Origin of the sequence: Sulfuricaulis limicola (assembly GCF_002355735.1) — a bacterium.
GTDB lineage: Bacteria > Pseudomonadota > Gammaproteobacteria > Acidiferrobacterales > Sulfurifustaceae > Sulfuricaulis > Sulfuricaulis limicola.
The window spans coordinates 43,847-67,713 of sequence record NZ_AP014879.1 but is presented as its reverse complement, the minus strand read 5'-3'; the positions used below and the strand labels follow the sequence as shown (position 1 = coordinate 67,713).

The window sequence follows — 23,867 nt, the reverse complement described above, 5'->3', positions numbered from 1 at the left end:
ATGCCAGCATCCCGACCATAAATCAAGCAACCCCGCCGCCATTCGGCGGCGGGGTTGTCAGGGAAGGCTCAGCGCAGGCTCAGGTTATCCGAGAGAATCCGGGGCGTGAGGAAAATCAGCAGCTCGGTCTTGTTGTCCTTGGTCTCCTTGCCCTTGAACAACCAGCCGAGCAGGGGGAGATCGCCCAAGAACGGGACCTTGGTGATGGTATCGGTCTTGTCCTGTTCGTAGATACCGCCGATGACCACAGTTTCGCCATTGTCGAGCAGCACTTGGGTCTTGATGTCCTTGATGTTCAGTACACCGTTGATGGCATCGGTGAAGTTGTCCTTGGTGATATTCACCTCCAGATTGACGCGGTCATCCGGCGTGATCTGGGGTGTAACTTCGAGTTTAAGCGTCGCTTTTTTGGTAACCACGGAACCGACGCCCAGCACACTGGTAGTGAACACGCGTTCCTGGCCCTGTTCGATTACGGCTTTCTTTTGATTGGCCGTAATGATGCGCGGACTGGAAATAACCTTGCCGTTGCCTTCCTGCTCCAGGGCCGACAATTCCAGATTCAACAGGCCGCCATTTGAACCGACCTTGGCAATGGTGATGCCGATGGAACCGGCCACGGACGTGCCGATGCCGGGGGACGGCAAATTGACATTAAGACCGCTGGAATTGGCGGAAAGCGTTCCAGCCGCAACAATGGAAGAGCTGTCGCTTACCGTGCCCGATACCGCGCCGCCGCGGCCGCTGGGAGAGGTATCGGTGTACTTGGTACCAAAACGCACGCCCAACGACTTGCTGAAATTGTCGGTCGCCTCCACCAGACGGGATTCGATCATCACCTGACGCACGGGCTGATCCAGCTTGGCAATCAGTTGGCGTACCTCGCGGATTTTTCCCGGTGTGTCCTGGATCAGGAGGGAATTGGTCCGCTCATCCACGGTCACCTGTCCGCGCGGCGACAACAGCGTATTCGAGGAACTCGACCGTTCGACGGTGGCGCCGGTGGCGGCACTGCCGAACACCGGATGTTCCTGGGCGCTGGCGGTGGTCACGGCCTTGATGGACTTGAGCAGGCTGGCGATGTCTTCAGCCTTGGCGTAATTGATCTGGATCAGCTCCGAGACCAGCGGTTCGAGCTCGACGACCGCCTTGGTCGCTTCCAGATTGGCCTTCTCCTTGGCCGCCACCTCGGGCGCGGGCGCGACCGTGATCACGTTGCCCTTGCGGCGCATCGCCAGGTTCTTGCTGTCCAGGATCAGGTCGAGCGCCTGGTCCCACGGTACGTCCTTCAGGCGCAGCGTCAGCGATCCCCTGACGGTGTCGCTCACGACGAAATTGAGACCGGTGAAATCCGCCAGCACCTGCAACGCGGCGCGCGCTTCGATGTTCTGGAAATTGAGCGACAGTTTCTCGCCGGAATAGCCGAACTCGTCCACCTTTTTCTCATCCGGCTTCTCGATCACCGGCTTGACGCTGACGGTGAAGACATTGCCGGTCTGGTAGGCCAGGTGCTCGTACTTGCCCTTGGGCGTGATGATCATGCGCGTGTTCTTGCCCTGCACAAAGGTGTCGATCGTCTGCACCGGGGTGGCGAAGTCCACCACGTCAAGCCGGCGTTGCAACTCGGCAGGTGCGGCAGTGTTCAGGAAGTCCAGCATGATCTCGCCGGCCTGTTCGCGGATGTCGATGCCCACGGCGGGATCGGACAGGTTGATGATGATCTTGCCGTCGCCCTGCGGCCCACGCCGGAAATCGATGCCTTTCAGGCTGAATTTTCCGGCCTTGCGGGTGCTGGCGAAATGCGTGGTCTTCGGTTCCACCGCCCCGGCGATGGCGCTGACGGGCGCTTCCACGGTCACGGCAAAATTGTTGCCCTCGATGCTGGTGGAATACGCGACCGGCTTGATCAGGCTCAGTACCACGCGCGTGCGGTCCTCGGCCTCGATCGCGGTCACGCTGGTCACGGCTGCCTCCTTGACCGCGAGACTTTTCTTTTCCAGCCCGACCCGGGTATTCGGAAAATCCAGCGAGATCCGCGCCGGATTGGTGATGGTGAAGGCGTTCGGCTCGACGGGCGGCTTCGTCATCTTGAAGGTAATCTGGATCCGGTCACCCGGCAGTTTGGTGTAGACGATATCCTCGATGGAATTCCTGTCGTCCACTGCCGGCGCCGCGGCCGGTTGCTCCGGAGCGGGTGCCTCGGCCTTGGGCGCGACAGCCACCGTGGCGGGCGCGGGAACGGCCGCCGTCGATGACGGCGCCGCGGAGGAGGAAGCCACCACCCGGTATCCGTATTCGGCTTTCTGCACATCCAGCTGGCCGGGTTCGTTCATCAGCAAATCCACCACCACCGCCGTGCCGTTATCCGCCAGATAGGGATACACGCCCTTCACCTTGTCCAGCCCCTGAATTTCGGCGAGTGCCGGTCCCATGCTGCTGTCGGGAAAACTGATGCGCAGCCGCTGACCGTCTTCCAGCACCTGGGTGGTGTAGGCGCCCTCGCCGCTCATGCGCACCTGCAGCACCGGCGTATCGCTTCCCGGTTCCCAGACAAGAGACTGGATCTCCGCACCCGATGCGGTGACGGTGGTCCCTGCCAAAGCGAGCAACAACGCCAAGCAACGACCAGCGGTGGCCATGATCGTGCGCAAGATTAGTGTCTGCTGTTTCATGATGTTCCTGCCTTGATTTGTCCAGTTCATTCCAGCAATGTCAGGTTGGCTTCACGTTCGACCCAGTCGCCCATCGTTCCCTGTATCAATTCAATCAGATCAACTTTTTCATCGGTGATCTTGTTGATCATGCCGGAGTTCTGTCCCAGGTGATCGCCCACCTGGGCGCGGTGCACCGTCCCGTCCGGCGCCTGGATCACGGCCCATGCCTGCTTGCCACGCGTAAGCGTGCCGACCATCTTCAGCGCGTCCAGCGGATAGTCCTCGAGCGGTTCCTTGCGCCGGTTCGGATCGGGGCGCGGGCCGCTTGCACTCTTCTGTCCCTGCGGCTTGAGATTGAAGGCGCCAAAAGGATCCGTCAGGTTCGCGGAGCTATAGATAAAGGTTTCCTGCATCTTGATTTCCGGCAGCGGTTCCACTTTCGGTTTTCTGTCGGCATGGGCGTTCTTGACGAAATCACGCAGGTCTTCCAGGCCGTCGCTGCTGCAGCCGCTCAGGGCCGCGCAAAACAGGACCGCCATCAACAGAGGGAGTACCGGTTTCATGGCTGTCATTTCCGTCCCCGGGGTTTCATTGCCGGCGACTTCGGGGCGCTGCCTCCCTCCAGATAGCGATAGGTCTTGGCCTTGGCCGCCATGGTCAGCTTGCTGTCTTTTCCAGATGAAATATTAATGTCGCCAAACGTCACGATGCGGGGCAGCGCGGCAACATCACTGACGAACTGCGCCAGCTCATGATAACTGCCGCGTACCTGGATGCTGATCGGCAGTTCAGCGTAGAAATCCTTGGGTAGTTCCTTTTCCGGGCGGAACAGCGCGAACTCCAGACCGCGGCCGAGCCCGGCCTGAGTGATGTCCACCAGCAGATCGGGAACTTCCGTGGTATTGGGCAACTGCCGCAGCAGGCTGCCGAAGGTCTGTTCCATTTCTTCCATCTGCTCCCGGTAGACCGGCAGATTGATCGCCAGGGCCTTCTTGTTCAGGTAGGTCTCGCGCAGGCCCTCCTCGGTTTTTTGCGCCGCGCCATACTCGTCCAGTTCGCCCTGGATCAGAAACCAGAAACCGGCAAAAAGTATGACGCCGCATACGAACAGGATGCCGGCGATCTTGATCGGCACCGGCCAGGAGCTGAGGTTGTTGACATCGATATTTTTCAGATCGTCCAGGGTCATGTGCCAGTATCCTCGATCTTGCTCTGCTGCTTCGCGACTGGCTTGACCTTGAGTGAAAACTCGCTGACGCGATCGCTTCCCTGAGCCTTGACGGTGATCACTTCAAGTTCCGGCTCGGCGAACCAGTCGGACGCGGCCAGGTTGCGCATGAGCGCCGAGACGCGGGCATTGGATTGGGCCACACCCTTGAGCGCGATGCTGCTGCCGGTATGATTCAATGACACCAGATAGACGCCTTCCGGCAGCTTGCGCGCCAGCTCGTCGAAAAGATGCACCACCTTGGCGCGGTCTCCCTGCAGCTGGTAGATCACGTTCATGCGCGCGATCAGGTCGGCGCGCTTCTTTTTCAGCTCGGCAATTTCCTTGATTTCCAGCTCGACTTTGGCGATTTCCTGATTCAGGAACTCGTTGCGCTTGTTCTGGTTTTCTATGAGCGCGCTGACATGCACATGCGCATAGAAGATGATCACGCCCATCAGGATCCACGCGCCAACGGCGATCGTCAGCAACTGGCGGTCCTGTTCCTTGCGGCGCATTTCGCGCCATGGAAGAAGGTTAATGCGGGTGGTCATTCGTCGAAGCTCCGCATGGCGAGCCCGCAGCTGATCATGAGCGAAGGCGCGTCATTGGAAAGATGTTGCGGCTTGATGCGCGAGGCCAGCGACATGCTGGCGAAGGGGTTGGCCACCATGGCCGGCACGCCGATACGAGCCGCCACCAGTTCATCGATGCCCGCGATCTGTCCGCAGCCCCCCGCCAGCAGCAACTGGTCCACGCTGTTGAACGGCGTCGAGGAGTAGAAGAACTGCAGGGCGCGCATGATTTCCTGGCACATGGCCTCCATGAAGGGCCGCAGCACGTCGGTCTGGTAATTGTCCGGCAGGCCACCCTGTTTCTTGGCCAGCCCCGCCTCTTCATAAGAGAGGCCGTAACGGCGCTGGATCTCTTCCGTCAGCTGCCGGCCGCCGAAGGCATGATCGCGGGTATAAACCGAGCGATTGTTGTGCACCACGTTGATGGTGGTCGCGGTGGCGCCGATGTCGAGCACGGCAATGGTCTTTTCCATGCCGCCACCGGGCATGTGGCTGGTGATGAGCGAGAACGCGTTCTCCATGGCATAGGTTTCGACATCCACCACCAAAGGCGTCAGGCCTGGCGCCTGGATGACGGCGAGATAGTCGTCCACGATTTCCTTGCGGCAGGCGGCCATCAGCACGTCCACCTCTTCCGGATTGCTCTCCGAAGGGCCGAGAACCTGGAAATCGAGATTGATTTCGTTCAGCGGATAGGGGATGTAATGGTCCGCCTCCATTTCCACCTGCGTCTGGCGGTCCTGATCGCTCAGGTTGGCCGCCATCTTGATGGTCTTGGTGATGACATGCGCCGCCGGCACCGCCACGGCCGCGTGCTTGACCTTGGTCCCGGACTTCTTGATGGCGCGCTCCACCACCTGCGCCACCTGCTCGACTTCCGTGATGGCGTGCTCGACCACGGCATTCTGGGGGAGGGGTTCCACCGCATAGCGCTCGACGCGCAGATGCTCGCCGTTCCGGCTCAGCTCGAGCACCTTGACGGCAGAGGAGCTGATGTCGATTCCTATCAGTGGCGGCTTCTTTTTGGAAAATAAACCCGAAAGGGCATTCACTTTATTTTCCTCTCTAAATCCTTGAGTTATGATTGATACATATAAATGTAGATCAAATATAGACCATAGAATTCGAAAATGACAAATTGCTGAATTTGCCGGTATTTATGGGTTTTCCCGCAGATTTTTCCGGCACGGGGAGGCGTCGCGTTCATAAATACCGCAGCGGCCGGACTGTGGTTTATACTGTCGGTCGCGCCGGTTTCCGGACGCTCCCTGACACAAACTTCCGCCAGCCTCACCCATATGAATGATTCTGGGAGCGCTTTCTCCCGCTGGACCCGCCAGCATTTGCCTGCCAAACCCTGGCAACTGGCGCTGATCGCGCTGTTTGGCCTGCTCGCGGGCGCAGTGGTGATACTCACCCTGATCGCGCTCATCCTGACGCCGACGCTGCCTGCCCTCGACGACCTCTCGGGCGCGCAGCTGAAAGTGCCGCTGCGGGTTTACACCGCCGACGGGGAATTGCTCGCCGAATTCGGCGAGGAAAAACGCATCCCGGTGAAAATCGAAGAAGTCCCGGACCTGCTCATCAAGGCGGTGCTGGCTGCCGAGGACCGCTCCTTCTACTATCACCACGGCGTGGACTTCGTCGGCATCCTGCGCGCCGCCCTGCACAACCTGCGCACCCAGTCGACATCGCAGGGCGCCAGCACCATCACCATGCAGGTGGCGCGCAATTTTTTCCTCAGCCCTGAAAAAACCTACACGCGCAAGATCAAGGAGGTGCTGCTGGCCTTCAAGATCGAACGCGAGCTGAGCAAACAGCAGATCCTGGAACTCTATTTCAACAAGATCTTTCTCGGACACCGCTCCTATGGCTTCGCCGCCGCCGCCCAGACGTATTACGGCAAGAACCTCCAGGCGCTGACCTTGCCGGAAATGGCGATGCTCGCCGGACTGCCGAAGGCGCCGTCGCGCGACAACCCGCTGAACAATCCCGAAAATGCGACGGAGCGGCGCAACGCCATCCTGAAACAGATGCTCAACCTGAATTTCATCGATGAAGCGGCCTATGCCGAGGCGGTGAATGCGCCACTGGCTGCCGCCCGGCACAATCTCAAATCGGACACCGTGGCGCCCTACGTGGCCGAGCTGGTGCGCCAGTACATGATCCAGACCTACGACGAAAAAACCTACGCCGGCGGTTTTCACGTCTACACCACACTCAAGGCCCGGCACCAGCAGGCCGCCGTCAGGGCCTTGCGCGCCGGTCTGCTGGAATACGATCGCCGCCACGGCTACCGCGGCCCGGCCGGGCAGGTGGCCTTCCGCGGAAAACCCGACGCCATCTATCTCGACGATGCGCTCAAGGATTATCGCGTCGTGGGTGATCTGTTGCCGGGCGTCGTGCTCGAAGTCGGGGAAAAAAGCGCGCAGGTATACACCCAGGACGGCGCCACGGTCGAGCTCGGCTGGGGCGGGCTGTCCTGGGCCCGGCGTTATATCGATGAAAACACCCTGGGCAACCCTGTCAAGAACGCCGCCGACGCAGTCAAGCCGGGCGACATCATCTACCTCGAAGCCGTTGAAGATCCGCAACAGTTGCCGGAAACCGGTCCCTGGCGCCTGGCGCAGATACCGGAAGTGGCCGGCGCGCTGGTGGCCCTGCGCCCCGTCGACGGTGCTGTGCTCGCACTCACCGGCGGTTTCGATTTTTACCAGAGCAGCTTCAACCGCGTGACCCAGGCGGAACGCCAGCCCGGCTCCAGCATCAAGCCCTTCATCTTCAGCGCGGCGCTGGACAAGGGCTTCACCGCCGCCAGCACCGTCAGCGGCGCGCCGATCGTCATGGACGGCGAGTCCCCCGAAGAGGAGTGGCGCCCCGAGGACTACAGCAAGAAATTCTTCGGGCCCACGCGACTGCGCGTGGCGCTGGCGCAGTCGCTCAACCTGGTGGCCGTGCGTCTGCTGCGCGCGCTCGGCGTCGCCTACACCGTCGAATACATGGAGCGCTTCGGTTTCGATCCGGCCAAGCTGCCGCGCAACCTGTCGCTGGCGCTGGGCACGGCTTCGGCCACGCCGATGCAGATGGTGAACGCCTTCACCGTGTTCGCCAATGGCGGCTACCGTGTCACGCCATACTTTATCGCGCGTGTCGAGGATGCCAATCACAACGTCCTGGAACAGGCGAACCCCGCGACCGTCTGCCGCGAATGTGATGTACCGGGAAGCACAAGTATCGCGAACGCCGGGCGCGCAGGAACGACCGAGTCGCAGGGAAATCCGCCCGCCGCCGCAACCACGGGCATGGCGGCGGACAAGGGTCAGCCGGTGCACGCGCCGCGCGTACTGAGCCCCGAGACCAGTTTTCTCATGGCCAGCATGATGCAGGACGTCATCCGCGCCGGCACCGGCCGCGGCGCACTGGTGCTGGGACGCAAGGACCTGGCCGGCAAGACCGGGACCACCAATGACTATCGCGATGCCTGGTTCTCCGGCTTCAACAGCGAGGTGGCGGCGACGGCCTGGGTCGGCTTCGACCAGCCGGTGTCGCTCGGCCGCGCCGAAACCGGCGGGCGCACGGCGCTGCCGGTGTGGATCGACTTCATGCGCGAAGCGCTCGCGGGCGTACCGGAAAAGCCCCCGGTGCCGCCGGAAACCATGGTGCGCCTCACCATCAACAGCGAAACCGGCAAACCCACCACGCCCGACGACCCCGAGGCGATGGAAGAATATTTCGCCCCGGGCACGGAAACACCGCAGGATCTTCCCGGTACCGAGGGCGAAACCGACGGTGCTGCCGCCCCGGCGCGACCGCCGGAGAACATCCGCGAGAACCTGTTCTGATGGCCTACAAGTCCCGTTCATCCCCGGCCAGGCAGCGCGCCAAACCCAACTCGCCGGCGGCGGATGAACTGCGCCGGCGGATCGCCACCGACGCCGCGCGCATCATGGCGGAAGAGGGCGTGCGCGATTTCCAGAGCGCCAAGCGCAAGGCCGCCGCGCGCCTGGGCCTGCCCGAGACCCGGCATTTGCCGGGCAATAACGAGGTCGATTCCGCCCTGCAGGAACATTTGCGGCTGTTTCACGGCGGAAGCCTCATTCAGAGCGTGCGCCGCCTGCGCGAGCTCGCTGCCGAGGCCATGCGCTTTCTGGCCCGCTTCGAGCCCCGGCTCGTGGGGCCGGTCCTGAGCGGCACTGTGACACCGGCCAGCGCCATCGAATTACACCTCACCGCCGACACCGCGGAGGAAATCGGTTTCTGGCTGCAGGAACACAGCATCCCTTATGAGTTGACAGATCGGCGCCTGCGTTTCGGTGGCGACCGCCAGGCGACGTTCCCGGCTTACCGCTTCACCGCCGACGACGTTCCGGTTGAATTGTGCATCTTCGACCGGCTTGAAGCGCGTGAGGCGCCGCTGAGTCCGGTGGACGGCAAGCCGATGAAACGCGCCAATCTGCGGGAAGTGGAAAATCTCATGAGCGAGGCGGCCGGGCCGTAAGCGGTCACCGCTTCTCGCGCCCCCGCCGGGCCGGTAGAATCGGCGCCCGGTCAATGTCTCTGGCTTCAAGCCGAAATTAAAGGTTGTCGGCTTGAAGCCAACCGACTCCCCCTCTCCCGCATTGCGGGAGGTGAGGCGGAAACAGAGAAAGGTCCGGTGGACCTTTCTCCCGCCGAACGGGTGCGCATGATTTTTCCGCACCCCGGCGGGAACAAGGGGAGAGGGCAAAACGCAAGACATTGCTGAGACGACAAACAATATCGGACATTCCCTTGAAGCATCACATCCAAAACCTGATCGCCTCGGCGCTCGCGGGCCTCGAGGCCACCGGCGCGTTGCCGCCGGATCATGGCGTGGCCATCACCATCGACCATGCCAAGTCCAGGGAGCACGGTGACTTCGCCTGCAACATCGCGCTGGTGCTGGCCAAGCAGGCGCGCGTGAAACCGCGCGAGCTTGCGGAAAAAATCGTCAAGGCCTTGCCCGCGTCCGAAAAGGTCGTCAAGGTCGAAATCGCTGGCCCGGGTTTCATCAATTTTTTCCTCGCCGCCTCCGCCTATCACAGCGTGGTGCGCGAGATCCTGGAACAACGCGAGGCCTTCGGCCGCGGCCGCATGGGCGCCGGGCGCAAGGTGCAGGTGGAATTCGTTTCGGCCAATCCCACCGGCCCGCTGCACGTCGGTCATGGGCGCGGCGCCGCCTATGGCGCGACGCTGGCCAACCTGCTCGATGCCGTCGGCTACCAGGTGCACCGCGAGTACTACATCAACGATGCCGGACGCCAGATGGACATCCTCGCCACCAGCGTGTGGCTGCGTTACCTCGAACTGTGCGGCGAGAAATTCGACTTTCCGGTGAACGGCTACAAGGGCGATTACGTCTACGACATCGGCGCCACGTTGCACCGCGAAAACGGCGACCAGTACCGCCACGCATCCACGAAGATTTTCGAAAACCTGCCGGCCGACGAACCCAAGGGCGGCGACAAGGAAACCCATATCGATGCGCTGATCGAGCGTGCCAAATCCCTGCTCGGCCCGGCGGTTTATCGCATTGTTTTCGACCTCGGACTCAAGGTCATCCTCGACGACATCCGCCAGGATCTGGAAGAGTTCGGCGTCACCTATGACCAGTGGTTCTCCGAGCGCGCACTGGTGGAAGATGGCGCCGCCGAGCGCGCCGTCGAGCGCCTGAAGAAGTCAGGACATGCCTATGAAAAAGACGGCGCGCTGTGGTTCCGCTCCACCGATTACGGCGACGAGAAGGACCGGGTGCTGGTGCGCGAGAACGGCCAGAAGACCTATTTCGCCCACGACATCGCCTACCACATGGACAAGCTCGAGCGCGGCTATGACCAGGTGATCGACATCTGGGGCGCGGACCATCACGGCTACGTGCCGCGCGTGAAGGCCGCGCTCGCGGCCATCGGCGACGACCCGGAACGGCTGCACGTGCTGCTGGTGCAATTTGCCATTCTTTATAAAGGCGGCGAGCGCATGCAGATGTCCACCCGCAGCGGCGAGTTCGTCACGCTGCGCGAACTGCGGCACGAGGTCGGCAACGATGCCGCGCGGTTTTTCTACGTGTTGCGCAAGTGCGAGCAGCACATGGACTTCGATCTCGACCTGGCCAAGTCGCAATCCAACGACAACCCGGTGTTCTACGTGCAATACGCGCACGCGCGCATCTACAGCGTGTTCCGCCAGATGAAGGAAAAGGGCTTCAGTCATGACCCGGAAAACGGAAACCGGAACCTGGCGCGCCTCACGGAGCTGCACGAGCTGTCGCTGATCCAGCGGCTGGCACGCTACCCGGAGTTGCTGGAATCGGCCGCGCGCGACCGCGAACCGCACCAGCTCGCCTACTACCTGCGCGAGCTGGCCTATGACTTCCACACCTATTATGGGGCGCACACCTTCCTGGTCGAAGACGCCGCGCTGCGCGACGCGCGCCTCAACCTGATCGTGGCCACGCGTCAGGTGCTCGCCAACGGGCTGAAACTCCTGGGTGTGTCGGCCCCCGAGTCAATGTAAAGTTGCCTTAACGTACAGGGTTCAAAGCACAGAGATTAAAGTTCAGTGCTGTACTCCGAACCCTGTACTCTTGAACCTTGAACCCTGTACTCTGAACTTTGTACTGAACTATGGCTCGCAGGCGCAGAAGTTTCTCGGTACGCCGTTTCCGCAAACCCGGTTGGCTGTTCCTGCTGGTGGGTATCGGCATCGGTGTGGCGGGCGTGATGCTGTGGCAGATGTACTCCCACCGTGGCGACGGCCGCAGCGGCCTGGGGAATCTTTTTTCCAGCATCAACAAACCTGCGGAAAAACCGGTTAAAAAAGAACCGGAACCGGCAAAGCCCCCCAAGCCGAAATTCGATTTCTACACCATCCTGCCGGAGACCGAGACCGTGCTGCCGGAACGGCGCGCGCGCGCCAAGCCGGTCCAGGCCAAACCGGAAGAGGGCGTCAGCTATATCCTGCAGGCTGGCTCGTTCGCGGGCTTCGAAGAGGCCGACAACATGAAGGCCCGGCTCGCGCTCGGGGGCCTGGTGGCGCACATCCAGAAAATCACCATCGAGGGCAAGGGCGAGTATCACCGCGTGCGCCTCGGGCCTTACGAGAATATCGATCAGCTCGACGCCACCGCCGCGCAGCTGCAGAAAATGGGCATCAAGGCGATCCGGCTCAAGGTCAAAAAGGGCGAAACCGGCTAGCCCCGCGCTTCAGTCTTCCAGATAGGTATAACCCTTCAACCCCTCCGAGAGTTCGGCAAGATAGGTTTCGCGACTCTCCGCACTGAGCGATTTGGCGCGCTCGATCTTGGCGCGGTAGGAGGCGAGCAGGTCGTCGGCGTTGAAATGCACGTAGCGCAGCACCGAGTCCACGGTGTCGCCGCGCGCGGCGGCGAGCAGCCGGTGGCTGCCGTCGGGCAGCAGTTCCACGTGGATGGAATCGGTGTCGCCGAACAGGTTGTGCATGTCGCCGAGAATCTCCTGGTAGGCGCCGACCAGGAAAATCCCCAGCAAATAAGGCTCGTTCTCGCGCAACGGGTGCAGCGGCAGCGTGGAATCGATGCCCTCGCCGTCCACGTACAGGTCGATGCTGCCGTCGGAATCGCATGTGATGTCCTGCATCACGCCACGGCGCGTGGGCGGCTCGTTCAGGCGATTGAGCGGCACCACCGGGAAGATCTGGTCGATGGCCCAGTGATCGGGCATGGACTGGAACAGCGAGAAATTGCAGAAATACTTGTCCGCCAGCTTTTCGTTCAGCTCGTCGAGAATCTCGCGGTGCGTGCGGCTCGCCGGCTGCAACAGTTCGCGCACCTTCCAGCAGATGGCGAAATAAATCTGCTCGGCGCGCGCGCGTTGCGCCAGCGTCAGCACGCCGTGGCTGAACATGCCCTGCGCCTCGGACAGCCGGTAGGCGGCGTCGTGATAGGCCTCGACCACGGAGCGCTCCGACAGCGTGGCGAGCGTCTGCCACAGGTCGCGGATGATGGCCGGTTCGTTCTCCGTTGCCTTCGGCACCGAGTCCGCGCCCGGGGCCGATTCGGTGTCCACCACGTTGGTGATGAGCACCGCGTGGTGCGCGGTCACGGCGCGTCCGGATTCGGTGACGATGTCGGGATGCGGCAGCTTCTTCTCGGCGCAGATTTCGCTGATGGCATGCACGATGTTGTGCGCGTACTCGTCGATCGAGTAATTCATGGAGCAGAAGCTGCGCGAGCGCGTGCCCTCGTAGTCCACGCCCAGTCCGCCGCCGACGTTCAGTACCTTGATATCCGCGCCGGCGGCGCGGAATTCGGCGTAGTAGCGCGCCGCCTCGCGCATGCCCAGCTGGATGTGCTGGATGTTGGCAATCTGCGAGCCCATGTGAAAGTGCATCATCTGCAGCGACGGCAGCAGGCTGACCGCGCGCAGGCGCGCGATGGCGTCCAGCACCTGCGAGGCCGACAGGCCGAACTTGGATTTCTCGCCGCCGGAGTTCTGCCATTTGCCAGCGCCGATCGAGGCCAGACGCATGCGCAAGCCGATCAGCGGGGTGATACCCAGATTTCTGGATTCCTGGATGACCAGCTCGAGCTCCGTCGGTTTTTCCACGACGATGTAAACGCGGTGGCCCAGCGCCAGTCCGATCAGCGCCAGCCGGATGTACTCGCGGTCCTTGTAACCGTTGCACACCACCACGCCGCCGTCCTGGCGCGACTGCGCCAGCACCGCCAGCAGTTCCGGCTTGGAGCCGGCCTCGAGCCCGACGCGCCCGTCGTCGCGCGCGAGGATTTTCTCGACCACGCTTTTCTGCTGGTTGACCTTGATCGGGTAAACCGAGGTGTATTGACCGCGGTAAGCGTCGGCCTGCATGGCGCGGTCGAAGGCGCGGCACAGCGTTTCGACGCGGTGGCGCAGGATGTCGGAGAAGCGCACCAGCACCGGCAGCGACAGGCCGGCGGCCTTGATCTCGCGGGACAGCTCGAACATGTCGATGCCGGGATGCTCGGCGCGGCCGTCGGGCCGGCACAGGAGGTGGCCCTTGCTGTTGATGTCGAAGTAGCCGCCACTCCAGTGGGCGATGTTGTAGGTGTCGCGGGCTTTTTGGATGGACCAGTCGATCATGAAATCCGTGGCTAGTAGCGGGTGGCGAGCGGCTAGTATACTTGAGAGCCTTTCACCCGCCACTAGCAACCCGCCACCATGTCACTGGATAAAACCTGGTACACCGAAGAATGGGCCGGACAGGGCTCCGCCATCTCGCTCAAGATCAAGGACAAGGTCCACGACGAGCAGTCGCCCTACCAGCGCATCGAGATCTACGAGACCGAGACCTTCGGCACGCTCATGACGCTCGACGGCCTGGTCATGGTCACCGATCGCGACAACTTCATGTACCACGAAATGATGTCGCACCCGGCGCTGTTCACCCACCCCGATCCGAAACGGGTGCTGGTCATCGGCGGCGGCGACTGCGGCACGCTGCATGAAGTCCTGAAGCACCCATCCGTGGAGCTGGCGGAGCAGGTCGAGCTCGACGAGCGTGTCACGCGCGTGGCGGAAAAATTCTTTCCCGAGCTGTGCGAATCGAACAATGATTCGCGCGCGCGGCTGCACTTCGCTGACGGGATCAAATGGGTCGCGGACGCGAAACCCGGCAGCTACGACGTCATCATCGTTGATTCCACCGACCCGGTGGGACCGGCGGCCGGGCTGTTCTCTGAAACCTTCTACAAAAACTGTCTGAAAGCGCTGCGACCGAACGGTGTCGTCGTCGGGCAGAGCGAGTCGCCGCTGTTTCATGCGGACCTGATCCGCTCGGTGCAAAAATCCTTCAAGGCCGCCGGCTTTCGCGATGTCGCCACGCTGTTCTTCCCGCAGTGCACCTATCCCTCCGGCTGGTGGAGCGCCACCATGGCCTGCAAACAGGGATCGGTGGCGCAATTCCGCGCCCAAGACTCCGCCGCGAAAGGATTCGCCACGCGTTATTACAACCACGAGATTCACGCGGCGGCGCTCGCCCGTCCGGAATTCCTGCGCTGAGCTTGAGGACTGGCGTGATCGGCCGGCGCGATTGAACCCGGACGGCGTTCAGCGTATATATCCCGGCCGACTCTGCTCCATAAAAACCCCATCCACCATCAGGACTCACCATGGAACCCAAAATCGCCCAGAAAGGCCCGTACCTGCTCGACCTCCAGCCCGGCACCTACTGGTGGTGTGCCTGCGGCCAATCCAAAAATCAGCCGTTCTGCGACGGCTCGCACAAGGGCAGCGGCACCGAACCGGTAAAGTTCGAACTGGCCAAGGCGGAGAAGGTGGCCCTGTGCGGCTGCAAACGCACGCTCACCAAGCCCTTCTGCGACGGCACCCACAAGAAACTCTGACACCGCCGGACCGCGGCGACATCGAGGCCTGCCGCGAAGCGGTGCCCGGATTCCTCACGTATCATCCCCTGCGCTTCACCAAAAAAAACGGGCGCCCGAGGCGCCCGTATAATTTCCAGGAAGAAATTCTTGTTTAAATGCGATACGCCGACTCCCCGTGAGACGTCGTGTCCAGACCCTCGCGCTCCTCTTCCGGGGTGACGCGCAGACCCACCGTCCAGTCGGCGATCTTGTAGGCGATCGCGGCAACCACGGCCGACCACAGGACCGTGACGCCCACGGCCTTGGCCTGGATCAGCACTTGCGCGCCGATGCCGCCGAAGCCCTGCTGCATCTCGAACCAGTTGTTGTAGAAACCGGGTCCGCCGAGCGACGGTGAGTTGAACACGCCGGTGAGCAAGGCGCCGAGGATGCCGCCAACCGCGTGTACGCCGAAGACATCGAGTGAGTCGTCGGCCTTGAGCCAGCGCTTGAGCTGGTTCACGCCCCAGAGGCACACGAAGCCTGCGGCCGTACCGATCACGAACGCGCCGGGGATGCCGACGTTGCCGGCCGCCGGCGTGATCGCCACCAGGCCCGCGACCGCACCGGAGGCGGCGCCCAGCATCGAGGGCTTGCTCTTGAACATCCACTCGCCGAACGTCCACGCCAGCACCGCACAGGCGGTCGCCAGGAACGTATTCATGAAGGCGAGCGCGGCCGAGTTGTTGGCTTCGAGCGCGGAACCGGCGTTGAAACCGAACCAGCCGACCCACAGCAGCGAGGCGCCGATCATGGTGAGCGTCAGGTTGTGCGGCGCCATGTGCTCCTTGCCGAACCCGGTGCGCTTGCCGACCAGGTAAGCACCGACCAGACCCGCGACACCGGCGTTGATGTGCACCACCGTACCGCCGGCGAAGTCGAGCGCGCCCCATTGCCACAGCATGCCGGCCTTGGCGTTCATGGCATCCACGACGTTGGCCGCGGTGTAGGCATCCGGACCCATCCAGAACCAGACCATGTGCGCAATCGGCAGGTAAGCGAAGGTGAACCACAGCACCATGAAGATGAGCACCGCGGAAAACTTCACGCGTTCGACGAAGGCGCCCAGGATCAGCGCGCCGGTGATGGCCGCGAACGTCGCCTGGAACGCCACGAACACGAGCTCGGTGATCGGCGTCGCCTTGCTGAAGGTCGCGCCCATGGAGAACGCGCCGGTGGCGGCGTCGAACGTGCCCTTGAGGAACAGCCGGTCGAACCCTCCGAACCAGGCGTTACCCTCGGTGAACGCGAGACTGTAGCCGTAGATGCACCACAGCACCGTGAGCAGCGAAAACACGACGAACACCTGCATCAGCACCGACAGCGCGTTCTTTGAGCGCACCATGCCGCCGTAGAACAGCGCCAGCGCCGGCACGCTCATCATCAGCACCAGCGCCGTGGACACCAGCATCCAGGACGTGTCGCCCTTGTTCGGCGCAGGCGCGGGTGCCGCTGCGGCGGCAGCCGGGGCCGCCGCAACAGTTGCGGCGGCGGGAGCCGCAGTATCTTCGGCGATCGCCAGCAACGGCGCGCCCAATAGCAGCACGACGCCCAGGGCGCCGAACAGCTTTTTCAGATTGAATGACATAAACATGGAATTTTCTCCTGTATCAAAGCGCATCTTTGCCGGTTTCACCGGTGCGGATGCGCACGACCTGTTCGAGGTCATAGACGAAAATTTTGCCGTCGCCGATCTTGTCGGTACGCGCCGACTTGGTGATCGCCTCGATCACCCGGTCGAGCTGCTTGGAGTCGATCGCGACTTCGATCTTCACCTTCGGCAGAAAATCCACGACATATTCCGCGCCGCGATAAAGCTCGGTGTGGCCCTTTTGCCGGCCGAAGCCCTTGACCTCGGTGACGGTGACGCCCTGCACCCCGACTTCGGCGAGCGCATCGCGCACGTCGTCGAGCTTGAAGGGTTTGATGATGGCTGTGACTAATTTCATGTGCCTGTCTCCAGATTGGACTTGGGAGCAAAGCCGGCCGGGATTCCGGCCGGCTTTGTCACGTATTTACATGCTCTTCGATACCGTCAGCATCCACTGACCGTCGTTGGCACTGACGCCTTTCTTGATTTCCTGCGCGCCACTCATGTTGGTGTCGGTGTAAGCAAGGCCGAGACCGATGCCAGCGACTGTCTTGCTCAGGTTGACCTTGTAGTCGGTATACTTTTTGCCGAATGCGTCCTGCACGCCTTCACCGCTGGACTTGCCGACATGCAGCCCGAGACCAAATCCCTGCGGCAGCTCGAAGGTGAGCGCGGCATCAAGATAAGAGCCGCTCTTGGTGGTCAGATTTCCCTGATAATCGCTGGCGCGACTGTACTTGAGGCTGAAAGGACCATAACCGCCGCCAACATAAAGCTCGGTAAAATCATACTTGAGCGAGCTGTCTGCGCCGGGATACATGTAACGGAGCACGCCAACATCCCAATTGACGGCCGCGGCGGTAAACTTGTAACCGCCATAAATGTCGAGTTCCATCGATGCACCGTCACCGAGAGACGACGTTATGGCGTCGTTACCGAAGTTGACGTTCGAGCCCCAGGCGCCAAGGTAAAAACCGCTGGCGTGGGCGTAGTCAAATCCACCCTGTATGGCCATCTCTTCCGCCGTCTGCGATACGCCGCGCCAGACGTAGTTCGTGGTCAAGGCAACGTTGGCGGTCACCGGCGACTTGTCCTCCGCCACGGCTGTTGCGGTCAACACCAGCAGGCTGCTGGCAATTGCTGTTCTCTGCAAGTTCTTCATAAAATTCCTCTCCTGGCCATAACGGCGCACAAGTTGGTTAATGATCAAAATCAGCGAATTTCCTGTCACACTTCTGCAATGGACTCGCGCTTAAAAGCAGTTTCTGTGCCAGAGTAATTTCCGCATAGATAACAGTTGGTTACCTGATTTTTGAGAGAGGGGCACGGGGGTTTATGCACCAACATGGAAATCTATTTTTCCGCCATGCACTATTTGCGTGCATCGGAACCGGCTCGGACGGCTTTATAATTCCGCGCCATGATCGACAGCAAAATCATCGACCAGTTTGTCGCGGCGGTGACCCGCGCCCTGCCGGAAGGCCCGAAGGGTTTCGAAAAAAACCTGCGCGCGGCCATGCAGGGCGTGTTAGACCGCATGCAACTGGTCAGCCGCGAGGAACTCGAGGTGCAGGAGCAGGTGCTGAGCCGCACCCGCGCGCGGCTGCATGAACTGGAAAAACGCATCGCCGAGCTGGAAGAAAACCTAAAAAAGAAATAGACAGGATTAGCAGGATTTTTCAGGATTCACAGGATATTTTTCAGTAGTCTTGTTTCTGCTTTAATCCTGTTAATCCTGCTCAATCCTGTAATCCTGTGAAATTTTTTCTGATCCAGTCCTGTCCATTCATTCAGGGAGCAATATGTCGCTCGCCGTCGTTCACAGCCGCGCCCAGGTCGGGCTGGAGGCACCGCCGGTCACGGTAGAGGTGCACCTGGCCAATGGCCTGCCGAGCCTGTCCATCGTCGGTCTGCCGGAGACGGCGGTAAAGGAGAGCAAGGACCGCGTGCGCGCGGCGTTGCAGAACGCTCGCTTCGAGTTTCCGGCGCGTCGCATCACCGTCAACCTGGCGCCGGCCGACCTGCCCAAGGAAGGCGGGCGCTTCGATCTTCCGATCGCCCTCGGCATCCTCGCCGCCTCGGGACAGGTGTCGAACCGGGATCTCGACAAATATGAATTGATCGGCGAGTTGGCGCTGACGGGCGAGCTGCGGCCGGTGCTGGGTGCGCTCACGGTGGCGTTGCAGACCCGCGGCAACGGCCGGGCGTTGATCCTGCCCGAGGCCAACGCCCCGGAAGCGGCGCTGGCGGGCGGGGCCGATGTCCGCGCCGCCAGGCATCTGCTCGAAGTCACCGCCCATTTCAACAGCGAAAAATTCCTGCCGCGGCATGAAGTGGTCATGCCGGTAGCGGAGACTTCCGATGTTCCGGATTTGCGTGATGTCAGGGGCCAGCACCGGGCCCGCCGGGCGCTGGAAATAGCCGCGGCCGGCGGCCACAGCCTGCTCATGATCGGCCCGCCGGGCGCGGGCAAGACCATGCTGGCCTCGCGTCTGCCGGGTATCCTGCCACGCCTCAACGATGACGAAGCGCTGGAGGCCGCTGCCATCCAGTCGCTGCACAAACCGTTTTCCCTCAGGCAATGGAAACAGCGGCCGTTCCGCGCGCCGCATCACACCGCGTCGGCCGTGGCTCTGGTCGGCGGCAGCAGCCAGCCGCGCCCGGGCGAAATATCGCTGGCGCATCACGGCGTGTTGTTTCTGGACGAGCTGCCGGAATTCGATCGCCATGTGCTCGAGGTGCTGCGCGAACCGCTGGAATCGGGGACCATCACGATTTCGCGTGCCGCGCGCCAGGCGGAGTTCCCCGCGCGGTTCCAGCTGGTGGCGGCGATGAATCCCTGTCCCTGCGGTTATTACGGCGACGTTTCGGGGCGCTGTCGCTGCACCCCCGACAAGGTGAGCCAATATCGATCGAGAATCTCCGGCCCGTTACTCGACCGCATTGACATGCACATTGAAGTACCGGGAGTGCCCAAGGAAGTGTTGCTCGAGCAAACAACCCGCGACGGAGAATATTCCTCCGAAGTGCGGTCAAGGGCGGAAAGGGCCCGTGAACGGCAGCATCAACGTCATGCCTGTCTCAATGCGGCACTCAATAACAAACAGATTGAAGAAAGCTGCCGGCTGGAAGAAGAAGGAAGACGGTTATTGGAACAGGCGATCGACCGGCTGGGGCTGTCGGCGCGCGCCTATCACCGGGTGCTGAAGGTGGCGCGCACCATCGCCGATCTGGCGGTGGAGGATATGATTCGTCCGGCGCATGTGGCCGAGGCGGTGCAGTATCGCTGTCTCGATCGCGGCAACGCGCTTTCCTGAAACGCAAATTTTTCCAATCCAAAAAAAAGCGGCCTTGCGGCCGCTTTTTTTCAATACCAACCGGAAGATTACTTCGCTGCGTTGACCATGTAATCCACGGCAGCCATCACGTCTTCGTCCTTCAGGCTCATGTTGCCACCCTTGGGCGGCATCATGCCGGCCTTGCCCTGGAAACCCTTGAGAGCATGGGTGTGGAGCGTGTCGGCGCCCTGGGCGATGCGCGGGGCCCAGGCAGCCTTGTCGCCAAACTTCGGCGCACCGGCAACACCGGCCGCATGACAGGCCATGCAAGAGGCATCGTACGTGGCCTTGCCCTTGTCTGCGCCCGCGGCGTTCGCGGCGGGAATGATGGCGTCCATCACCGAACTGGAGGAAGCGACTCTTTCCGCCGGCGCCGCGCCGACAGTCACTTCACCCACCGGCTTGATGCGCTCGGCGATGGCCTTGGCATCCGCCGTGGTCTCGACCGTCTTCGCCGGCTTGCCGCCGACCATCTGCGCCACGATGAAGAGAACGATCGTCAACGCCACCAGCGCGAGAACCAGACCCGAAAAAGATTTCCAAAATGCACGATCAGTCATGATTTACCTTTACACAATTTCAATGTTGAAGTTTTTCCCCCACCGGAATGGTGGAGCCCTGAATTTGCCGGATCAGTATAACCTAATATTCCTCCTGAAAAAGCCCCTTGGGGTGCGACAGATGGACGCTGCCTGCTATGACAGGTATTCTTGCGTCCCCGTTCCACGGTGAAAATGACTCAGATCAATTCATAACCCTATTAGTTTATTTATTGCCGCTTATGCGCCCTTAGCTCAGCTGGGCGAAGCGGGGCAGTCGCGGAAGTCCAGTGGACTTCCGCGCCGCTGAGCGCCCGGCCAAGGGTGAGCCGCGAACGCGGCGAACGCCCGGCCAGGGATGGCCGGGCTGGACTTCGCGCGAAGCAGGAGCGCAGCGCGAAGGCCGGGCCGGTGTTAAACACTGGCTGAGGAGTCGCGCCAGGGACGGCATGCACATGTTGCGACAACGAACGTCAGCCGCTGGCACGAAGTATTTCAGAGGCCGGGATTTCAAGTGTTACCATTGTTGATCATGCGCCCTTAGCTCAGCTGGATAGAGCGTCAGCCTCCGACGCTGAAGGTCAGAGGTTCGAATCCTCTAGGGCGCGCCATACATGCCATCCCTGGCGTGGCGTTGTGGTTTCGCTGAACCCCGGCCCGCACGTCCCTGTGCGGGCGTTCGGCGGCACGGAAGTCCACCGGACTTCCGTGACTACTCCGCCTCACCCTCTAGGGCGCGCCAGTCAAACAAAAGGCCCCTTTTGGGGCTTTTTGTTTGACTGATGTTCCGGGTATTCGAACCTAACTGCGTCGGCCTTATTTCGAACGCCGCGGCTGCGCCAGATGAATCGCGTGGCCGGCGACGGCCAGCGACGCCTCGTGCAAGGCTTCCGAAAGTGTCGGGTGGGCAAACATGGTGAGCATGATGTCCTCGTTCGAGGCGCCGAAGGACATCGCAAGCGCCGCCGGCGCCACCAGCTCGGAACAGTTCGGGCCAACCAGGTGCACGCCAAGCACGCGGTCGGTACCGGCATCGGCGAGAATCTTGATGAAACCGGCGGCCTCGCCCATGGCCTTGGCGCGCCCGTTGGCGGCGAAGGGAAACACACCGGCGCGACAGGCCGTGCCCGCGGCCTTCAGCGCCTGCTCGGTCTTGCCGACCCAGGCGATCTCGGGCTGGGTATATATCACCGACGGCACCACGTCATAATTCACCGCGGTGGCGCGCCCGGCGATGCGCTCGGCCACCATCACGCCTTCCTCCATGCCCTTGTGCGCCAGCATCGGTCCGCGCACCAGGTCACCCACGGCATGAACGTTGGGAAGATTGGTGCGACAGTGCTCATCGACATGCACGAAACCCCACTCGTCCAGCAGCAGCCGGGTGCCGTCGCTCACGAGACCGTCGGTGTTGGGACGCCGTCCGACGGCGACAATCAGCCGGTCCACGCTTTCCTGGTGTTCGCCGCTCTTGTCCTGGTAGCGCACCGTGACGCCGTCTTTCTCAATCTTGCTGCCCAGCACCCGTGAACCCAGGCGGATATCGAGCCGCTGCGCGGTGAACTGCTTGAGCGCCTCGCGCGCCACCTGCTCGTCGGCCATGGACAGGAAAGTCTCCTGCGCCTCGAGCAGCACCACCTCCGCGCCGAGGCGGCGCCACACGCTCCCGAGCTCGAGCCCGATCACGCCGGCGCCGATGATCCCGAGACGCCGCGGCACTTCCTGGAATTCGAGCGCCGCCTGCGAATCCACGATGCGTTGCCCGTCGAAGGGCGCGCTCTTGAGGTTCACCGGCGTCGAGCCGCTGGCGAGGATCACGTGTTCGGCTTCGAGTTGCTGAGCAGACTTTCCCGAGACCTCCACGAGATTCTTCGGCAGCAGTTTCCCGCGGCCCGGAATCCAGGTCACGCCGTGGGCCTTGAACAGCGTGGCGATGCCGCGCGTGAGATCCGACACCACCTTGTTCTTGTGCGCCTGCATGGCGGCGAGATCGAGGGACAGTTCCTTGAACCTGAGCCCGTACGCCGGGCCGTGGTCGCGCGCCTGCACAAAAAGCTCGGAGGTTTCGAGCAGCGCCTTGGACGGGATGCAGCCGGCGTTGAGGCAGGTGCCGCCGAGCGCGGGCTCGCCGGCCGGGCCGCGCCAGTCGTCCACGCAGGCCACCTTGAGGCCGAGCTGGGCCGCGCGGATGGCCGCGGTGTAGCCCGCCGGACCGGCGCCGATGACGACCAGATCGTAACGGTCGGTCATGGTCACACTTCGAGCAACAGGCGCGCCGGGTCTTCCAGCAGTTCCTTGACCATCACCAGGAACTGCACCGCCTCGCGTCCGTCCACCAGGCGGTGGTCGTAGGACAGCGCCAGGTACATCATCGGCCGGATCACGACCTGGCCGTTTTCCGCCATCGGGCGGTCCTGGATCTTGTGCATGCCCAGGATCGCGCTTTGCGGCGGATTCAGGATCGGCGTGGACATGAGCGAGCCGAACACGCCGCCGTTGGTGATGGTGAAGGTCCCGCCGGTGATCTCCTCGAGCGTGAGCTGCGCGTTCTGCGCGCGCTCGCCGAAATCGCGGATACGCGTTTCGATCTCGGCCATGGTCAGGCGGTCGGGCTCACGCAGCACCGGCACCACCAGTCCGCGCGGCGAACTGACCGCGATGCCGATATCGTAGAAACCGTGATACACGACCTCGTCGCCGTCGATCGAGGCGTTGACCTCGGGGAAATGCCGCAGCGCCTCGACCGTGGCCTTCACGAAGAACGACATGAAGCCGAGGCGCACGCCGTGCTCTTTCTCGAAGCGTTCGCGGTGACGCGTGCGCAGCTCCATCACCGGCTGCATGTTGACTTCGTTGAAGGTCGTCAGGATCGCCGCCGTGTGCTGCGCCTCGACCAGGCGCTCGGCGATGCGCTTGCGCAGCCGTGTCATGGGCACGCGCTTCTCGGGACGGTCGCCGGCCGGCAGGGATGGCGCGGGCGCGGAAGGCGCCGGCTTCGTTTTGGGTTTGGGTGCAGGCGTCACCGCCGCCGCTTCCGTAGCATCGATCTGTTTCTGCACGTCTTCCTTGAGAATGCGCCCGCCCTTGCCGCTGCCCGGCACCTTGCGCTCATCGAGTCCGTATTCCTGCATCAGCCGCTGTGCGGCGGGCATGACGGCCGCCTTGGGCGCGGGCTCCGCCGCCGGTTTGGACGCAGGCATCGCGGCAGAAGCGGTCTTGTCCGTCCTTAGGTCCGCAGACGCGCCATCCATGGCGCGCTTCTCCACCCGGCCCAATACTTCGCCTGACTTCACGGTCGCGCCGACTGGCGCCTTGATCTCGGCCAGCACGCCATCGGCGGGCGCCGGGACCTCGAAAACAATCTTGTCGGTTTCGATCTCGGCCAGCGTCTCGTCGCGCCGCACCGGCTCGCCCGGTTGCTTGCGCCAGGCGAGGATCGTGCCTTCGGTCACGGATTCCGGAAATGTCGGGACGGTGATATCGGTCATGTCATTTCGAAAATTTCTGATTTCCAACTCCTGAGTCCTGATTTCCGATCCCGGATTTCAAATTTTGCAATCAGAAATC

Annotated in this window: 20 protein-coding genes and 1 tRNA gene; 9 read left to right on the top strand and 12 right to left on the bottom strand. The window is 62.2% G+C overall.

Annotated features, from left to right (window positions below):
- Positions 1 to 68: 68 nt before the first annotated feature.
- From SCL_RS00310 to SCL_RS00290, 5 genes are read right to left on the bottom strand one after another with little or no spacing between them, the layout of a single operon-like run.
- A complete protein-coding gene (locus tag SCL_RS00310; RefSeq protein WP_172425854.1) occupies positions 69 to 2,672 on the bottom strand; it encodes a type IV pilus secretin PilQ in 2,604 nt (867 codons plus the stop codon).
- 26 nt (positions 2,673 to 2,698) lie between these two features.
- A complete protein-coding gene (locus SCL_RS00305; RefSeq protein WP_172425853.1) occupies positions 2,699 to 3,217 on the bottom strand; it encodes a pilus assembly protein PilP in 519 nt (172 codons plus the stop codon).
- 5 nt (positions 3,218 to 3,222) lie between these two features.
- The gene (locus tag SCL_RS00300; protein ID WP_096359069.1) at positions 3,223 to 3,843 is read right to left on the bottom strand and encodes a type IV pilus inner membrane component PilO; all 621 of its coding nucleotides are present in this window, start codon (positions 3,841 to 3,843) and stop codon (positions 3,223 to 3,225) included.
- On the bottom strand, positions 3,840 to 4,415 hold the full coding sequence (locus SCL_RS00295; RefSeq protein ID WP_096359068.1) for a PilN domain-containing protein: 576 nt from the start codon (positions 4,413 to 4,415) through the stop codon (positions 3,840 to 3,842). The genes SCL_RS00300 and SCL_RS00295 overlap by 4 nt, the downstream gene beginning before the upstream one ends.
- A complete protein-coding gene (locus SCL_RS00290; RefSeq protein WP_096359067.1) occupies positions 4,412 to 5,488 on the bottom strand; it encodes a pilus assembly protein PilM in 1,077 nt (358 codons plus the stop codon). Before SCL_RS00290 ends, SCL_RS00295 begins: the two co-directional genes overlap by 4 nt.
- A 291-nt stretch (positions 5,489 to 5,779) precedes the next feature.
- On the opposite strand from SCL_RS00290, the gene SCL_RS00285 reads away from it, so the two are divergent.
- The 4 genes from SCL_RS00285 (at position 5,780) to SCL_RS00270 (ending at position 11,647) form a co-directional block, all read left to right on the top strand.
- A complete protein-coding gene (locus SCL_RS00285; RefSeq protein ID WP_172425852.1) occupies positions 5,780 to 8,278 on the top strand; it encodes a penicillin-binding protein 1A in 2,499 nt (832 codons plus the stop codon).
- The gene (locus SCL_RS00280) at positions 8,278 to 8,934 is read left to right on the top strand and encodes a hypothetical protein (RefSeq protein ID WP_197702656.1); all 657 of its coding nucleotides are present in this window, start codon (positions 8,278 to 8,280) and stop codon (positions 8,932 to 8,934) included. Before SCL_RS00285 ends, SCL_RS00280 begins: the two co-directional genes overlap by 1 nt.
- Before the next feature lie 272 nt (positions 8,935 to 9,206).
- Positions 9,207 to 10,967: an arginine--tRNA ligase gene (gene argS, locus SCL_RS00275; protein ID WP_096359065.1), complete on the top strand. Its 1,761-nt coding sequence runs from the start codon at positions 9,207 to 9,209 to the stop codon at positions 10,965 to 10,967.
- A 110-nt stretch (positions 10,968 to 11,077) separates the two neighbouring features.
- Complete coding sequence (locus SCL_RS00270; protein WP_096359064.1) at positions 11,078 to 11,647, top strand: SPOR domain-containing protein; 570 nt, start codon at positions 11,078 to 11,080, stop codon at positions 11,645 to 11,647.
- A 9-nt stretch (positions 11,648 to 11,656) separates the two neighbouring features.
- On the opposite strand, the gene speA is transcribed toward SCL_RS00270, so the two are convergent.
- Positions 11,657 to 13,549, bottom strand: coding sequence for a biosynthetic arginine decarboxylase (gene speA / locus SCL_RS00265; RefSeq protein ID WP_096359063.1), 1,893 nt, complete (start codon positions 13,547 to 13,549; stop codon positions 11,657 to 11,659).
- Positions 13,550 to 13,627: 78 nt separating this feature from the next.
- Here speA and speE point away from each other — a divergent pair, with 78 nt between their 5' ends.
- Entirely contained in the window at positions 13,628 to 14,467 is an 840-nt protein-coding gene (gene speE, locus SCL_RS00260) for a polyamine aminopropyltransferase (protein ID WP_096359062.1), read from the top strand.
- Between the two features lie 110 nt (positions 14,468 to 14,577).
- Positions 14,578 to 14,811 carry a CDGSH iron-sulfur domain-containing protein gene (locus SCL_RS00255; protein ID WP_096359061.1) on the top strand — a complete coding sequence of 78 codons (234 nt, stop codon included), beginning with the start codon at positions 14,578 to 14,580 and terminating at the stop codon, positions 14,809 to 14,811.
- A 133-nt stretch (positions 14,812 to 14,944) separates the two neighbouring features.
- Here the strand turns inward: SCL_RS00255 and SCL_RS00250 are convergent, their stop codons facing one another.
- From SCL_RS00250 to SCL_RS00240, 3 genes are all read right to left on the bottom strand, one after another.
- Positions 14,945 to 16,420, bottom strand: coding sequence for an ammonium transporter (locus SCL_RS00250; protein ID WP_172426068.1), 1,476 nt, complete (start codon positions 16,418 to 16,420; stop codon positions 14,945 to 14,947).
- 22 nt (positions 16,421 to 16,442) lie between these two features.
- Positions 16,443 to 16,781 (bottom strand): P-II family nitrogen regulator, encoded by a 339-nt coding sequence (glnK, locus tag SCL_RS00245; protein WP_096359059.1) that lies wholly within the window; start codon positions 16,779 to 16,781, stop codon positions 16,443 to 16,445.
- Positions 16,782 to 16,847: 66 nt separating this feature from the next.
- Positions 16,848 to 17,585, bottom strand: a complete 738-nt coding sequence (locus SCL_RS00240; protein WP_096359058.1) for a TorF family putative porin — start codon at positions 17,583 to 17,585, stop codon at positions 16,848 to 16,850.
- Positions 17,586 to 17,843: 258 nt separating this feature from the next.
- Between SCL_RS00240 and SCL_RS00235 the strand changes: the two genes are divergently transcribed.
- Positions 17,844 to 18,083, top strand: coding sequence for an accessory factor UbiK family protein (locus SCL_RS00235; protein ID WP_096359057.1), 240 nt, complete (start codon positions 17,844 to 17,846; stop codon positions 18,081 to 18,083).
- A 142-nt stretch (positions 18,084 to 18,225) separates the two neighbouring features.
- Positions 18,226 to 19,740: a YifB family Mg chelatase-like AAA ATPase gene (locus tag SCL_RS00230; RefSeq protein ID WP_096359056.1), complete on the top strand. Its 1,515-nt coding sequence runs from the start codon at positions 18,226 to 18,228 to the stop codon at positions 19,738 to 19,740.
- A gap of 68 nt (positions 19,741 to 19,808) precedes the next feature.
- On the opposite strand, the gene SCL_RS00225 is transcribed toward SCL_RS00230, so the two are convergent.
- Positions 19,809 to 20,321 (bottom strand): c-type cytochrome, encoded by a 513-nt coding sequence (locus tag SCL_RS00225; protein ID WP_096359055.1) that lies wholly within the window; start codon positions 20,319 to 20,321, stop codon positions 19,809 to 19,811.
- Positions 20,322 to 20,834: 513 nt separating this feature from the next.
- On the opposite strand from SCL_RS00225, the gene SCL_RS00220 reads away from it, so the two are divergent.
- Positions 20,835 to 20,911 (top strand) — tRNA-Arg (locus tag SCL_RS00220).
- Between the two features lie 205 nt (positions 20,912 to 21,116).
- Here the strand turns inward: SCL_RS00220 and lpdA are convergent.
- Both lpdA and odhB read right to left on the bottom strand, forming a co-directional pair.
- Positions 21,117 to 22,550, bottom strand: a complete 1,434-nt coding sequence (gene lpdA / locus SCL_RS00215) for a dihydrolipoyl dehydrogenase (RefSeq protein ID WP_096359054.1) — start codon at positions 22,548 to 22,550, stop codon at positions 21,117 to 21,119.
- A 2-nt stretch (positions 22,551 to 22,552) separates the two neighbouring features.
- Positions 22,553 to 23,788: a 2-oxoglutarate dehydrogenase complex dihydrolipoyllysine-residue succinyltransferase gene (gene odhB, locus SCL_RS00210; RefSeq protein ID WP_096359053.1), complete on the bottom strand. Its 1,236-nt coding sequence runs from the start codon at positions 23,786 to 23,788 to the stop codon at positions 22,553 to 22,555.
- Positions 23,789 to 23,867: the final 79 nt, after the last annotated feature.

Excerpts from the sequence above, each read along its gene's own strand:
- SCL_RS00295 (WP_096359068.1), bottom strand. The coding sequence starts at position 4,415 with ATGACCACCCGCATTAACCTTCTTCCATGGCGCGAAATGCGCCGCAAG.
- SCL_RS00300 (WP_096359069.1), bottom strand. The coding sequence starts at position 3,843 with ATGACCCTGGACGATCTGAAAAATATCGATGTCAACAACCTCAGCTCC.
- glnK (WP_096359059.1), bottom strand. The coding sequence starts at position 16,781 with ATGAAATTAGTCACAGCCATCATCAAACCCTTCAAGCTCGACGACGTG.
- SCL_RS00280 (WP_197702656.1), top strand. The coding sequence starts at position 8,278 with ATGGCCTACAAGTCCCGTTCATCCCCGGCCAGGCAGCGCGCCAAACCC.
- SCL_RS00240 (WP_096359058.1), bottom strand. The coding sequence starts at position 17,585 with ATGAAGAACTTGCAGAGAACAGCAATTGCCAGCAGCCTGCTGGTGTTG.
- odhB (WP_096359053.1), bottom strand. The coding sequence starts at position 23,788 with ATGACCGATATCACCGTCCCGACATTTCCGGAATCCGTGACCGAAGGC.
- SCL_RS00255 (WP_096359061.1), top strand. The coding sequence starts at position 14,578 with ATGGAACCCAAAATCGCCCAGAAAGGCCCGTACCTGCTCGACCTCCAG.
- SCL_RS00235 (WP_096359057.1), top strand. The coding sequence starts at position 17,844 with ATGATCGACAGCAAAATCATCGACCAGTTTGTCGCGGCGGTGACCCGC.
- SCL_RS00270 (WP_096359064.1), top strand. The coding sequence starts at position 11,078 with ATGGCTCGCAGGCGCAGAAGTTTCTCGGTACGCCGTTTCCGCAAACCC.
- SCL_RS00305 (WP_172425853.1), bottom strand. The coding sequence starts at position 3,217 with ATGAAACCGGTACTCCCTCTGTTGATGGCGGTCCTGTTTTGCGCGGCC.
- speE (WP_096359062.1), top strand. The coding sequence starts at position 13,628 with ATGTCACTGGATAAAACCTGGTACACCGAAGAATGGGCCGGACAGGGC.
- SCL_RS00250 (WP_172426068.1), bottom strand. The coding sequence starts at position 16,420 with ATGTCATTCAATCTGAAAAAGCTGTTCGGCGCCCTGGGCGTCGTGCTG.
- lpdA (WP_096359054.1), bottom strand. The coding sequence starts at position 22,550 with ATGACCGACCGTTACGATCTGGTCGTCATCGGCGCCGGTCCGGCGGGC.
- SCL_RS00310 (WP_172425854.1), bottom strand. The coding sequence starts at position 2,672 with ATGAAACAGCAGACACTAATCTTGCGCACGATCATGGCCACCGCTGGT.
- speA (WP_096359063.1), bottom strand. The coding sequence starts at position 13,549 with ATGATCGACTGGTCCATCCAAAAAGCCCGCGACACCTACAACATCGCC.
- SCL_RS00225 (WP_096359055.1), bottom strand. The coding sequence starts at position 20,321 with ATGACTGATCGTGCATTTTGGAAATCTTTTTCGGGTCTGGTTCTCGCG.
- SCL_RS00230 (WP_096359056.1), top strand. The coding sequence starts at position 18,226 with ATGTCGCTCGCCGTCGTTCACAGCCGCGCCCAGGTCGGGCTGGAGGCA.